Origin of the sequence: Campylobacter concisus, assembly GCF_902460705.1 — a bacterium.
Lineage (GTDB): Bacteria > Campylobacterota > Campylobacteria > Campylobacterales > Campylobacteraceae > Campylobacter_A > Campylobacter_A concisus_Z.
On record NZ_CABPUP010000001.1, the window covers coordinates 775603 to 788646 of the forward strand.

Here is a 13044-nt window from a genome sequence, read left to right on the forward strand (position 1 = left end):
AGCTAATTTAGTAAAGCCAAAGTATAATTGAAAATGCATTTCAAGTCTTAAGGAAGAGATATGAGAAAAGTTATAGATGAAGCTACAAGCTATCTTTGTAAGGATACTTTAGGGCTAGATTTAGAGTTTGGCAAGAGTCTAGGCAAAGGATTTTACGGAGCTAGCATACCAGTCTATAAGGGTAAAAGCGAGTATCATTTTTACCTATTTTTTAAAAAAGATACTTTGAAAATTTTCATGAATGCCTTTTTTGGTCACGAAGATGTTGATGGTGGCGATCTGGACGATCTTTGTAAAGAGATAGCAAATCAGATCATTGGCAAAGCTAAAAATTTGCTAAACGAAAAAGAGCCAAATGCTTATAAGCTTGGAACGCCTGAATTTTTAGGCGAAGTTGAAAATTTTGGTATCAAACTAAAAGAGAAATTTGTATATAAAATAAAAAATAGAACATTTCAAATAGGCTACGACATACAATGAACGACGAGAGTGCGATAGAGACGCTAGAGCAGCTAGGGCTTTTTAAGAGCTATGATGAGCTTATGGATATAAGCGTTGATTTTATAGCTGAGCTAGGAACTACCACGGTTAGTATAAATGAGCTTTTGAAATTTGAAGCTGGCTCGGTTATAGACCTCGAAAAGCCAGCTGGTGAGAGCGTGGAGCTATATATAAATAATAGAATTTTTGGAAAAGGTGAAGTAATGGTTTATGAGAAAAATTTAGCCATCAGGATAAATGAAATTTTGGATTCAAAGTCAGTTATTCAGTACTTCAAAAAAGAACTTTTATGAAATTTATACTATTTTTCTTACTTTTTGCAACTCAAATTTTAGCTTCAAACCTATTAACTTACAATATCTATGAACGTGCTGATAGAGTCGATATTATGCTTAGCTTTGATGCACCTTATGAAGGAAATATCTTTCAAAAGCGCGAAAAGGACACAACATCTTTGATATTAAATTCGCTAAGTTATGATCAAAGTGCTAGCAAGGATATAAACTCAAAAATCATTCAAGAGCTAGAGATAGAGCCAAAGCAAAACTCGCTAGTTTTAAATTTGCGCTCAAACGATGCTATTATTGTAAACGCCTCAAAGACAACTGATAGCTTTGGACTCCGCATTCGTGTAACACTAAAAAATACAAAACCTCAAATACAAAATATGCCTCAAGCTAGTGCAAAAATAGAGGCAGCTACTATACCAAAAACTGAAGAAGAACCTATGTTAAGCATAGATTCAAGGTATTTTATAGTCTTAAGCATACTTATAGCGCTTCTTGTGTTTTTATATGTATTTAAAAGATATATTACTTCAAAGAGTAGTGATTTTAGCGGGTTTAAAACACCTAGAAATCAGTCTCAAAATGATACAAAATCAATGAACTGGCTACTTAAAAATCAAAATAGTAACGTCAATATAATATATGAAAAGTATCTTGATCGCACTAATAAACTAATGCTATTAAGCTATGAAAATAGACGTTATTTAGTGATAGTTGGTAGCTCAAATGTAATGCTTGATAGCTTTGGTGAAGACAAGATACAAAATGAGCAAGATTTTGCTATATTTTTCGAAGAGAACAAGAAAAAACTAAGCTCATTTTTAGAAGAGCGAAAAAATAGTTTAAGTAACTATAAAGATAAAATGAGCGGAGAATTTTAGTAGTTTTAGCTAAAATTCTCATCCAATTTAAATTTTTATGCGTTAAAGCTAGTTTCAAAATTTATACAAACGAAATAGCAAAAATTTCAGGTTTTGTGATCTTTTTTATCTCTTCTTTTGCCATAGCGAATTCTTTTGCGCCTTCTATTTTTAGCGTATGCCCACTAAATTCGAAGTTTAAATTTATTCTTTCACAAGTTAGATCAAGTGCCTTTGCTAGTGAGAGTATAAAACTCAGCCATCTTATACACTCGGCTTTTGGAAGTAAATTTTTATACCGTTCAAATTCATAGATATTTTTCTTTCCGTTTGTGCCAATTACTACTGCAATCAATGCTTTTTGTTCATGCGAAAAGCCATAATTTAAGGCATTTAAGACTATATAGGCTGAGTTTTTATGATCACCATAAAAGCCAATCTCTTGACCAACATTGTGAAGTTTTGCAGCAACTAAAAGCGCTTCAAGATAGTTATCACTTAGACCGTGAAGCTTTTTTAATACCATAAATATATCTTTTGCATATCTTGTGACAGATTTATTGCATGATAATATAAAACGATCTTGCAAACTTTTGATGCTTGGATTAAAATTTTGCGGAAATTTAAGGCTAGGGCGTAAAAAATCTTTTAAGAACACTCCCTCTCTTACACCAACCCCGCTTGTTATAATATTTTTGGCATTTAGAGCTTCGGCAAGGGCTAAAAAGATATGTGCGCCTTCTCTAATGGTGTCGTATCTATCTTTTTTAATAGGAAATTTATTTAGCTCAAGCACGCTAACATTTGCAATGCTCTCGATGTAGGCTTGCTCGTCGCTAAGCTTATAGCAAAAGCCATGCAGTGATGAGAGTGGATATAAATTTTTGCTCATTATAGCAGATGATATCGCTCTAAGAGAGCCACCAATAGCGATTATATTTTGGCATTTAAATCGCTCATCTATCTGTTTTGTAACTTGTTCTAAAAATTTTGGCAACTTATTTAAGTTTTTCTTATCAAAAAAAAGCTCTTTTAACCTAACTGTACCAATGTCAAGTGAGAGCGTACCTATTATTTTGCCTTTGCTTATTCTGGCAAGCTCAGTTGATCCGCCACCGATATCAATAGTGACGCATTCAGCGATGTTATGGAGTAAATTCTTGGCCGCGATTGCACCAAAAGTAGCCTCTTCTTTGCCGTCTATGACTTTTAAATTTATGCCAAGTTTTTTTCTTAAAAGAGAGATCAAAACATTTGCGTTTGGAGCGTCCCTAAGCGCTGAAGTACCAACACATAAGACTTTATTGCATTTGTGGCTTTTTATGATATTTGAAAATTCGCTAAAGGCCTTTAGTGCTTTTTCCATTGAGCTTTTGGATATTTCATTGTTTGAGCCATATCCGCCTTCACCTAGGCGAACCTTTGTTTTATATTCAGCTAGTATAAAAAATGCTAAGCGTGACGTTCTCTCAAATATTGCCATTCGCATGGAATTTGAGCCAAGGTCGATTACTGCGGTTCTCTTTGCCATTTTTATCCTTTTATATTTAAAACTAGGCTTGCGACTGCACCGCTTCTATCGTTTCTATTTTTAATGTCTACTTCGCCACCAAGAGCCTGCGCCGCACCTTTAGCTAGAAACAACCCAAGCCCAGCACCACCTTTGTCGCCGTATCTTTTAAATGGAGCAAATAAATCTTTGCTCTCATCTATGCCTATTCCTTCATCTATTACTTCAATGATAAATTTATTTTTTATGAGCTTAGAGTTAATCGCAATAGTGCTATTTTTTGGTGAAAATTTAATGGCATTTTGAACAAAATTTTGCACAATGTGGGTTAGTAAGCTAGTTTGTATTTTTAGATTTAAAATTTCTGGCTTTAGGTTTAGTTTTATATTTTTTCCATCATTTTTTGCAAGTATCTCATAGTTTTTTGCAAGTTTTTTTAAAAATCCTATGACATCGGTATTTACTGGCTCTTCAAACTGAGCTCCCTCTTGGCGACCGATCTCAAGCACAGAACTTATCATTGCGTTCATACCGTTTATAGCTTCATTATTTGATTTTAGAGCCTCGATATATTTTTCACTCTCGCGTGGCTTTAAAAGCGTAACTTCATTTTTTGTTTTCATTACAGCCAACGGTGTTTTTAACTCATGTGCCACGCCTACAAAAAGTTCTTTTTGGTATAAGACAAATGTTTGGATACGAGAGATTAGCCTGTTTATGCTCTGCCCAAGTGGCAAAAACTCATCTGGTAGACTTTTTATATCGATCTCATGAAGAAATTTTTCGTCTAAATTTGTAAGTTTATGACTCAAAATTTTTATAGGTATTAAAAGCATTCTTGATAAAAATAGTGCATAAAAAAGCACCAAAAGTATCGCTGACACATTTACGATTATAATATCTATAAAAATTTCTTCTACTATATGGGCTTGAAGAGTAGTATCTTTTTCTAGGCTTAAATAACTGCTTTCATAGAGTTTTATTATTAAAAAAGTTTTACTTTGATCCTTTGATTTTTGCGTTACGATATATGTTTCTTTATCTTGTGGCTCGTCTGTTTTTATCGTTGCTAGAGTTTTGTTTGGATTTTCTATCGTAAAGGTTTTTAAATTTAAAGGATTGAAATTCTGAGGATTTTTTTTATAAGCTTCTGCTTGATAGTTTAGCTCATTAACTACACTTTGAAAAACGGTAACCCTTATATAGTGATAAAGCATTACCGAAATAACTACAATTAGCATCATAGCACCAGATGCTAATTGTAGTATAAATCTATTCCTTAGGCTTTTTTGGGAAAACAAAATCTATATCCGCGTCTTCTAACAGTTTCAATTGTTGAAATATTTAGTGGTTTATCCATTTTTTGGCGGATTTGGTTGATAGCGACTTCAATGACGTTTGGAGTTACAAGCTCTGGCTCTTCCCAGATAGCATCAAGCAGTTGCTCTTTAGATACGATCTGATCTGAGTGTCTTGCAAGATGAGTTAGGACTTCAAAAGGTTTGCCCTTAAGCTCAATATCACGACCTAAATATGTGATTTTCTCCTCATCTGGATTGATGATGAGCTCATCTATTTTTATAATATTTGTGCCGCCAAAGCGTAGTCTTGCTTCAAGTCTAGCTACTAAGATGTCAAAATCAAATGGTTTTTTGATATAGTCATCAGCACCAGCTCTAAGTGCTTTTATTTCGCTTTCTTTGTCATCTTTTGCAGAAAGAACTACAACTGAAGTGCGTGGAGATTTATGTTTGATGATGTTTATAAGATCTATGCCATCGCCATCTTGGAGCATCCAATCAGTCAAAACTAGATCGTAATTTCTGATACCTATATAGTACTCAGCATCTTTAAAATTTTCAGAGCTATCAGTTTGATAGCCAAACTCCTGCAAGCCCTCAGCAATCGTCTTATTTAGCGTCACTTCATCTTCAACTATTAAAATACGCATTTTGCTTCCTTAAACTAAAATTTATGGGCGATTGTATCATAAATTAAGCAATATTTCAAGATAGTTTAATAAATTTTTAAAAAATAGTGTTTATTTTTGCTCCAACAACTGCGTTTGGTAAAATTTCAGTTTTTAAAATTTCCATTTTAAGGCTAGTTAGTGAGCCAAATTTCTCTTTTAACGCTTTGCTGGTTTTTTCAAGCGACTCTTCAACGCTTTGAAACTGTCTTTCATTATAAAAATTTTTAACAAAGTCAATAATTAAAACATAATCAATAAAACTGGTTGAGCAAATTTCTAGATTCATTTGCACCTCTTGCTTAGTGACTCGCTCAAAATCAAGCATTCCGATGATCGTTTCAAATTTATAATCTTTAATGATCGTCGTCATTTCACTTTTCATACGACTTTTTTCTCCTTGCCTGAAAGCAGGCGAACGATATTTGGTATGTGTTTATAAACTACTAAAAATGCGATGATTAGTATCGGAGCATGTGTGTAAATTTCATCTAACTCTGGGTGGATTATAAAGCTTGATGCAATCAGAGCTATCAACGCACAAAGTGAAGCAAGAGAGCTAATTTTTAAAAATTTTCCGACCACAAACCAAACAGCTAGAGCGATAATGATCTCAACTGGTAAGAAAAATACGAGCACGCCAGCTCCAGTTGCGACTCCTTTGCCGCCCTGAAATCCTAAGAATATTGAAAAACAATGTCCAGCCACGCTTAAAACCGCCATCGTCCAAAGCACGCTTTGGCTAGCTCCCAAATGTGAAGCGACAACAAGTGGCAAAACGCCTTTTAAAACATCACAGACTATCGTTAAAATGGCTAGTTTCTTGGCTAATTTTGGATCTTTTTGTTTTAAAACTCTTAAAACATTTGTCGCACCGATGCTCTTGCTACCTTCATTTTTTATATCAACATGCCCAAAAATTTTTGCAAGAATGAGACCAGATGGAATACTTCCAAGTAGATAGCTAATGGCATAAAGTATTAAATTTTGCATATTTTACCTTTTAAATTTAAAGAGAAATGATAGTAAAAAAATACTAATTATTTTATAAATCATCTCCACAAAAGTACGACTTTTTCGTCGTAGATATCGCTTTTCTTTGGTGAAATTTGTATTTCATTTATGGTTATGTTTTTTATATCATTTGCTTCTTTTAGCTCGTTGCTTTCTTTTTCAAATTTCTCTTCAAGTTCGCTAATGGCTAAATTTATATCATTTACACTTTGCTCGCTAAGCTTTACATCACTTCGCTCTTTTAAGACTCTATTTGCGCTTCTTGCACTCGATGCGATTTTACCCGCATTTTGACGAGATAAAAGCTTGTTGCCAAATATCGCTCCAAGTATGCTAGCGCCTATATTTATGGCAGCATCAAGCCCACTTGTGGTCATCTCTTTTTGCTCTTTATCAAGCTTTGCTAGAGCCTTGTTTAGCTTGTCTTGTAAGCTTTTTCGCTCTTTTTCAAATTTTGCTGTGAGTTTTGCAGTTTGTTCTTCTGAAATTTCATTGCACTTATCTTGAAGCCTAATATAAAACTGCTCCTTTGTTTCATTGTTGTTTGAATAAATTCCCAATGCTTCAAAGGTGTTAAATTTGAAATTTCTATACAGATACTCTTTAAAATCTTTTTGGATATTGTCAAAATTTTTAGCTTTTAAAATGAAATTTGGCACAGCGGCAAAGCTTGCACCGCTTGGCTCATTTTCGCTTGCATCAACGTGCATGCCCTCGCTAGCCTCACTCCAGTTTGGCACTTTGTCGTTTTCATTAAGCTCGTAAAGGTAGCTCACCTCACAAACGCTGTCTATGCCTTTTTTGGCATCATAAATTCTCACCTTTGCACTTGCAAATAAATTTGGCGTGAGGCTTTTTGAGTTAGCATAAAGCTGCGTGATCGCACTTGAGATGATAGGTTTTGCGCTAAATTTCATCTCGCTTTTATCTATACTTTGGCTGTTTAAATTTTCTTTTTTATCTTTCATCAAATTTGAAATTTGCTCACGACTTAGTGGGCCTTTTAGATAGCTAAGTGCCCAGCGAGTGGAGATGACATTTAAGCCGTCCTCGTTTATATTTTTGAGTAAAAAATTTCTTTTGGCTAAATTTGATATGAGATTTTCAAGTGAGGCTTTATCTAGGTTTGAGCCTGCTATGCCACTTAGTCCGTCGATCACGCGAGCTTTGTCCTGCGCTGTTTGGAGGCGGCCGATGAACCAAGTGCCGATGTTGCTAAGGCCTTTATAATCAAGATCGACTGGGTTTTGCGTGCTTAAAACACAGCCTAAACCAAATGCACGAGCTTGTTTTAAAAGCGTGAGCATAGGCGTTTTTGACGGAGGGTTTGCATTTGGCGGAAAAAAGCCAAAAATTTCATCCATATATAGGATCGCTCTAAGTGAGCTAGTGCCCTCTGTGCCGCGCATCCACGCGATGATCTCGTTTAGTAAAAGAGTGACAAAAAACATCCTCTCAGCATCATTTAGATGCGAGATTGTAAAGATATTGCACTTTGCTTTGCCGTTTTCGTCAAATAGCATCTTTGAAATTTCAAGTCTAACGCCTTGCGTCCAGCCTTTAAAACTTGGGCTTGCGATAAGTGCGTTTATCTTCATGGCAAGCTTTAGGCGCTCACTGCTTGGATAGAAGGTATCGACATCAAAAACGCCTATCTTTTTACAAGGCGGATTTACGATGAAATTTATTAGCTCTTCGATGCTGACGTCTTTTTGCTCTTTAAATTTAGTCTCAAATATAGTTGAGATGAGCAGCTGTTCTTTTGAATTCATGTCCTCGGAATTTATACCAATGAGAGATAATACCGAGGCTGCAAGCGAATTTATATAGTTGCTAAAAATTTCTTCGTCATTGATATTTGGGCAGGCAAAGTCGCTAAGTAGCGTCACGCCTATGCCAGCTGAACTTTTTGGTGTGTAGATGTTAAAGCTAGCGCTTTCTTTTAAAATTTTTACACGCTCAAGATCTTGAAAGCTCGACTCTATGCCATTTCTCCAAAGCTCAGCCTGAGCAGCGGCAAATTCCTCTACGCTTTGTCCTTTGTTTGTGGCCTCTGCTTCATCGACGTATGGTAAAAAATCCTCCGCTCTCATCTGCGGAAAAGTGAGAGCTAAATTTGTGATGTCGCCCTTTGGATCGATGATGATGGAAGGGATATTATCTATGCAGGCTTCTTCTAAAAGAGTGATACCAAGGCCTGTTTTGCCGCTGCCAGTCATACCGATGATGGCTGCATGGGTGGTTAGATCCTTATTTTTATAAAAAAATGGTTCTTTGTCTTTTAGCCCGATATAAAAAAGTTTTAAATTTTCTTGTATTGTTTTCACTAGCTGCCTTATTCGTATAAATTTATACGTGAGCGAAGCTCATCAAGTGTCTCTTTTATGCGCTTTTGCGTAAAATCTTTTATAGTTTCATCATCATCGATAAGCTTCATACAGTATCTGATGTAGCCTTTATATGCCAGCTCTGTAACAAGTCTTAGCTTTAAAGTCACGTTTTTTACTTTATCTGGTGCGATTAAGATTTCAAAGGTTGCTTCTAGTTCTTCTCCATCTTGAAAATTTGTAGTTTGCGGGCTTAATACGCTTATGCCGCCTTCAGAAACATCATAAAGGCTACCTTCGATCTTGTCTTGCTTGCCTTTGATAATAGTTTTGGTAAAACGATTTGGCAAGATACGTTGGAATTTTCTTTTATATGCGTACATCGTTGTATTTCGTAAGAAATTTGAAAGAGTGACGCCTTTATTGACTATATTGTAATTAACAATATCAGCACATAATGGCTTTGAGAAAAAGCTATTTGGCAAAATAAAACCTTTGCCGTCTTGTTTCATAGCTAAAATTTGCATCATATCCACGCGAAAAACGACACTATCTTCTTTAACTTCTAAAATTTCAGCCTCATATTTTATATTTAATCCATCATATAAATTTAAAAGCTCTGGCCTTACCTTGGCTTTTTTCATACGAGTGAATGTATTGATCGGATCTTCATAAAAAAATGTTCCGGTTTCAATCATATCTTTTACATTTGTTTCTTGCTGATCTTTGGCGCCACATAAAATTTCTTTGATTCTTGAAACGGCATTTACGAAATAACCTACGAAAGTGCTATTGTCGCAAGAGTGACTAAAATTTAAAGTCAAATTTAAAAGTAGGAAATTTATTAATTCATCTCTTGCATTTGATTTTGGTATTAGATTATTTAAATCATCTTGTAGCTGCGTAGCATTTGGCTTTTGAATAAGCAGTGTATCAAAGATATTTTCAAGACAAATTCTTACCTGATCGTGCGGCACGATAAATGTTAGCTGCCTACAAAATTTGATACCTTCATCGATAAATTTATCTCTTAATTTAAGTATGCTGTCTTCGCAATTTATTACAAGCTCTTGCCTGCCTTTAAAATCCATGTAGTCTCCGGAATGTTGTTGATTAAAGCCAAGGCTATGATATAAAAAGTTATATTAAAAAAGTATTTAAATTTATTTGGAGGAGAAATTTCTAGGTAAAGGATACCTAGAAATTTCTATTGATTATAGTTTGCCTTCGTTGTGTGAAAGGTAGTCAGCAACACCTTCAGTGCTTGGTTTCATACCAGCATCACCTTTATTCCAGCCAGCTGGGCAAACTTCGCCGTGCTCATTTGTAAATAGCATAGTATCAACCATTCTTATCATCTCATCGATATTTCTACCAAGCGGAAGATCGTTGATAACTGCATGGCGAACAGTTCCATCTTTGTCTAGCAAGAATGAGCCGCGAAGTGCTACACCAGCATCTTCTAGAAGTACGTCAAATCCGCGAGCGATTGATTTTGTCATGTCAGCTACGATAGGGAAGCGAACTTTGCCGATACCGCCTTTGTTTACTGGAGTCTCTTTCCATGCAAAATGTGAAAATTGGTTGTCGCATGAAACCGCGATAACTTCGATACCACGTGACTTGAACTCGTCATATCTTTTATCAAATGCGATAATTTCGCTTGGGCAAACAAAAGTAAAGTCCATTGGATAGAAAAATACAACTGCGCCTTTCTCGCCAATATTTTTATAAAGATTAAAATCATTTACAATTTGATTGTTTCCTAAAACTGCTGCAGCTGTAAAATCAGGTGCTTTTTTTGTTACTAACATTTGTTCTCCTTAATAATAAATTTTATTGATTGCGAAATTATATCTATTCAAAATTAAATTTAGTTTAAACATATTTTAGAAATTTTTATTTAGTAAATTTAGTATTATTGGAAAAAATAGAAAATGGATTTTGTTAAAAGTTGTAAAAATTTGAATTTTAAAAATTTATTGATAAGAATATTTGAAAGAAATTAGTAAAAGTACTGTTAAAATTTTTAGAAGATTACTTGCTGTAATTATTGTAAGTCGCTAAAATTTTTTCCACCAAATTTTAGAATCGCTGATCCCCATGTAAAGCCGCCACCAAATGCGTCAAGAAGCAAAACTGAACCATTTTTGATACGGCCGTCTTCATAGGCATCATTTATAGCCATCGGAATTGAAGCGGAGCTTGTATTGCCATATTTAGCAACGGTCAAGACACACTGCTCATCTTTAAAATTTAATCTATTTTTTACCGCATCTATTATTCTTATATTTGCTTGATGAGGTATAAAAAAATCGATATCTTCGCTTTGCATTTTATTTGCGTGCAAAATTTCTATTACACTTTTGCTAAGTGTTTGAACTGCTATTTTAAAAACTTCATTTCCACTCATATGGATAAAATTTAGCCTATTTTTTAGTGTTTCCTCGCTGGCTGGAAATACACTCCCACATCCTGGAGTTATTAAAAGTTCAGCTTGCTTACCGTCGCTTGCCGTATGAATATCAATGATCTCATTATTATTGCAGCTACTAATTACAGCCGCACCTGCTCCATCACCAAAGAGTATACAAGTGCTTCTATCTGTATAGTCAACAATAGAGCTTAATTTTTCGGCCCCAATGATTAAGACATTCTTTTTGGCACCGCTAACAATGAGAGAATTTGCAAGCTCTAAAAGATAAATAAAACCGGTACAAGCCGCACTTATATCAAATGCTGTAACTCCATAGTTTAAACCCAAATTTTTAGCTATTTTGCAAGCAGTAGAAGGCATACAAAGATGATCTGGAGATATCGTAGCACAGATGATTGCATCGATTTGAGATTTATCAAGTCCTGAGCGTTTTATAGCTAATTCACCAGCTTTTGTGCCAAGGTCACTTGTTGTTTCGTTGGTTGCAATATGCCTTTGTTCGATACCTGTTCGCTTTACTATCCATTCATCACTCGTTTCAACCATTTTTTCAAAGTCAAAATTTGTCAGAATTTTTTCTGGAATGTAAGAAGCGATAGAAATCAGTGAAGCTTTTGGCATATTTTACCTTGCAAAGTGCGAAAGTTCTTCTTCGATAACTTTATTTATATTTGAATTAGCAAATTTTATTGCTTGAAAAATTGCATTTTTTATAGCTTTTGAATTACTTTTGCCGTGACTTATGATAACACAACCATTTACACCAAGAAGCGGTGCACCGCCATATTCGTCATAGCTAACCTGCTTTTTAAGTGTCTTAAAAACTTTTCTCATGAGTACAGAGCCAGCTATAGCAAGAGGTGACTTTTTAATTTGTTTTTTGATAATTTTACCTATAGTATCTGCAACGCCTTCGCTAGTCTTTAAAAGAATATTTCCCATAAAACCATCACAAACCATTACGTCTATACTACCATCAAAAATTTGATTGCCTTCTGCATTACCAACAAAGCTATCAAGCCTAGAAACTAATTTAAATGCTTCTTTACTAACTTCATTACCTTTGCTCTCTTCTTCACCATTTGATAAAAGACCAACTTTTGGCTCTTTTCTACCTAAAATTTCTTTTGCATAGGCTTCACCCATTATGGCAAATTGAAACAAATGCTCACTTCTGCAATCAACATTTGCACCAACATCTAAAACTAAAGTCGCAGATTCTTTTGAATTTGGCATAAGTGTTGCAATTGCTGGGCGAGAAATATTTTTTAGTCTACCAATTCTTAGGGTAGCTAAACTCATAGTTGCACCACTATGACCAGCAGAAACTACAGCATCAACTTCCTTATTTTTTAAAAGTTCAATTGCTTTGTAGATCGTACTATCTTTTCTTTTAAGCGCATCAGTTGCGCCATCTGCCATTGAGACAACCTCGCTAGCTTCTAAAAATTCGATATTTTTTAAATAAGATTGTGGAATGAGTGGTTTGATGACATTGCTATCGCCGACTAATACAGCTTTAAATTCTGTCTCTTTTAGTGCATCAATAACACCAGATATTATAGGATCTGCACCAAAATCACCACCCATAGCATCGATAGCAATGCGAATCATATTTTAATATTCACCTGTAGTTTTGTTTATGCGGTGAGGCATTTTCCAAGAACCATCTTTGTCTTTTACAGGCACTGGAAGTGTAACTTTATAATGTGTTCTACGTTTTGCTGCACGAGAATGACTCACTCTTCGCTTTGGTACTGCCATTTTTACTCTCCTTTATAAATTTTTACATTTTTCACAATAGAAATAATCGCTTTTAAAAGCTTCTAACTCACTCTCAAGGACTTCTTTTAAATCAATATTACCATCAAAAAATTCCATCGTATCGCTAAGCTCATTTTCGCTATCTTTATAAATACCGTCACTTAAATTTAGCTCTACATCTTGATCGATAGGTAATATAAATGACTCACCACATCGATCGCAAACATAATTTATATTCCCTTTTATCTTACCTTGACATTTTACCAAAAAAGGGTCTTTTCTTTTTAAAATTCCAATAAAAACTAAATTATCATTTCCTACTAGCTCAAAGCTTATATCTTTGTTTGCTATTTTAGAAAAAGATATAATCAATTT

15 protein-coding genes are annotated in these 13044 nt (G+C 34.7%); 3 read left to right on the forward strand and 12 right to left on the reverse strand.

Annotation, left to right across the window (positions count from 1 at the left end; genetic code table 11):
- Window positions 1-60: 60 nt before the first annotated feature.
- Genes F3G75_RS03765 through F3G75_RS03775 form a run of 3 tightly spaced genes read left to right on the forward strand, consistent with a single transcriptional unit; the run spans window position 61 to window position 1669 of the window.
- Complete coding sequence (locus tag F3G75_RS03765; RefSeq protein ID WP_084041241.1) at window positions 61-480, forward strand: chemotaxis protein CheX; 420 nt, start codon at window positions 61-63, stop codon at window positions 478-480.
- A complete protein-coding gene (gene fliN / locus F3G75_RS03770) occupies window positions 477-794 on the forward strand; it encodes a flagellar motor switch protein FliN (protein WP_021091807.1) in 318 nt (105 codons plus the stop codon). Before F3G75_RS03765 ends, fliN begins: the two co-directional genes overlap by 4 nt.
- Complete coding sequence (locus F3G75_RS03775; protein WP_149716599.1) at window positions 791-1669, forward strand: excinuclease ABC subunit A; 879 nt, start codon at window positions 791-793, stop codon at window positions 1667-1669. The genes fliN and F3G75_RS03775 overlap by 4 nt, the downstream gene beginning before the upstream one ends.
- Before the next feature lie 61 nt (window positions 1670-1730).
- Here the strand turns inward: F3G75_RS03775 and F3G75_RS03780 are convergent, their stop codons facing one another.
- From F3G75_RS03780 to F3G75_RS03835, 12 genes are all read right to left on the reverse strand, one after another.
- On the reverse strand, window positions 1731-3179 hold the full coding sequence (locus F3G75_RS03780; protein ID WP_149716600.1) for a Ppx/GppA phosphatase family protein: 1449 nt from the start codon (window positions 3177-3179) through the stop codon (window positions 1731-1733).
- A gap of 2 nt (window positions 3180-3181) precedes the next feature.
- Window positions 3182-4399, reverse strand: coding sequence for a sensor histidine kinase (locus F3G75_RS03785; RefSeq protein WP_188115382.1), 1218 nt, complete (start codon window positions 4397-4399; stop codon window positions 3182-3184).
- Between the two features lie 38 nt (window positions 4400-4437).
- On the reverse strand, window positions 4438-5109 hold the full coding sequence (gene hsrA / locus F3G75_RS03790) for a homeostatic response regulator transcription factor HsrA (protein WP_021091657.1): 672 nt from the start codon (window positions 5107-5109) through the stop codon (window positions 4438-4440).
- A gap of 76 nt (window positions 5110-5185) precedes the next feature.
- Complete coding sequence (locus F3G75_RS03795) at window positions 5186-5512, reverse strand: dihydroneopterin aldolase (protein ID WP_149716601.1); 327 nt, start codon at window positions 5510-5512, stop codon at window positions 5186-5188.
- Complete coding sequence (plsY, locus tag F3G75_RS03800; RefSeq protein WP_149716602.1) at window positions 5509-6120, reverse strand: glycerol-3-phosphate 1-O-acyltransferase PlsY; 612 nt, start codon at window positions 6118-6120, stop codon at window positions 5509-5511. The genes F3G75_RS03795 and plsY overlap by 4 nt, the downstream gene beginning before the upstream one ends.
- 59 nt (window positions 6121-6179) lie before the next feature.
- Window positions 6180-8468, reverse strand: coding sequence for an ATP-binding protein (locus F3G75_RS03805; RefSeq protein ID WP_149716603.1), 2289 nt, complete (start codon window positions 8466-8468; stop codon window positions 6180-6182).
- Between the two features lie 8 nt (window positions 8469-8476).
- The gene (locus tag F3G75_RS03810) at window positions 8477-9559 is read right to left on the reverse strand and encodes a PilZ domain-containing protein (RefSeq protein ID WP_149716604.1); all 1083 of its coding nucleotides are present in this window, start codon (window positions 9557-9559) and stop codon (window positions 8477-8479) included.
- A 123-nt stretch (window positions 9560-9682) separates the two neighbouring features.
- Window positions 9683-10282, reverse strand: coding sequence for a peroxiredoxin (locus F3G75_RS03815; protein WP_021091673.1), 600 nt, complete (start codon window positions 10280-10282; stop codon window positions 9683-9685).
- Window positions 10283-10518: 236 nt separating this feature from the next.
- Window positions 10519-11526: a beta-ketoacyl-ACP synthase III gene (locus tag F3G75_RS03820; protein ID WP_149716605.1), complete on the reverse strand. Its 1008-nt coding sequence runs from the start codon at window positions 11524-11526 to the stop codon at window positions 10519-10521.
- Window positions 11527-11529: 3 nt separating this feature from the next.
- Window positions 11530-12519 (reverse strand): phosphate acyltransferase PlsX, encoded by a 990-nt coding sequence (gene plsX, locus F3G75_RS03825; protein WP_103641161.1) that lies wholly within the window; start codon window positions 12517-12519, stop codon window positions 11530-11532.
- 3 nt (window positions 12520-12522) lie between these two features.
- The gene (gene rpmF / locus F3G75_RS03830) at window positions 12523-12669 is read right to left on the reverse strand and encodes a 50S ribosomal protein L32 (RefSeq protein ID WP_002942540.1); all 147 of its coding nucleotides are present in this window, start codon (window positions 12667-12669) and stop codon (window positions 12523-12525) included.
- Window positions 12670-12681: 12 nt separating this feature from the next.
- The gene (locus F3G75_RS03835) at window positions 12682-13041 is read right to left on the reverse strand and encodes a YceD family protein (protein WP_103604358.1); all 360 of its coding nucleotides are present in this window, start codon (window positions 13039-13041) and stop codon (window positions 12682-12684) included.
- Window positions 13042-13044: the final 3 nt, after the last annotated feature.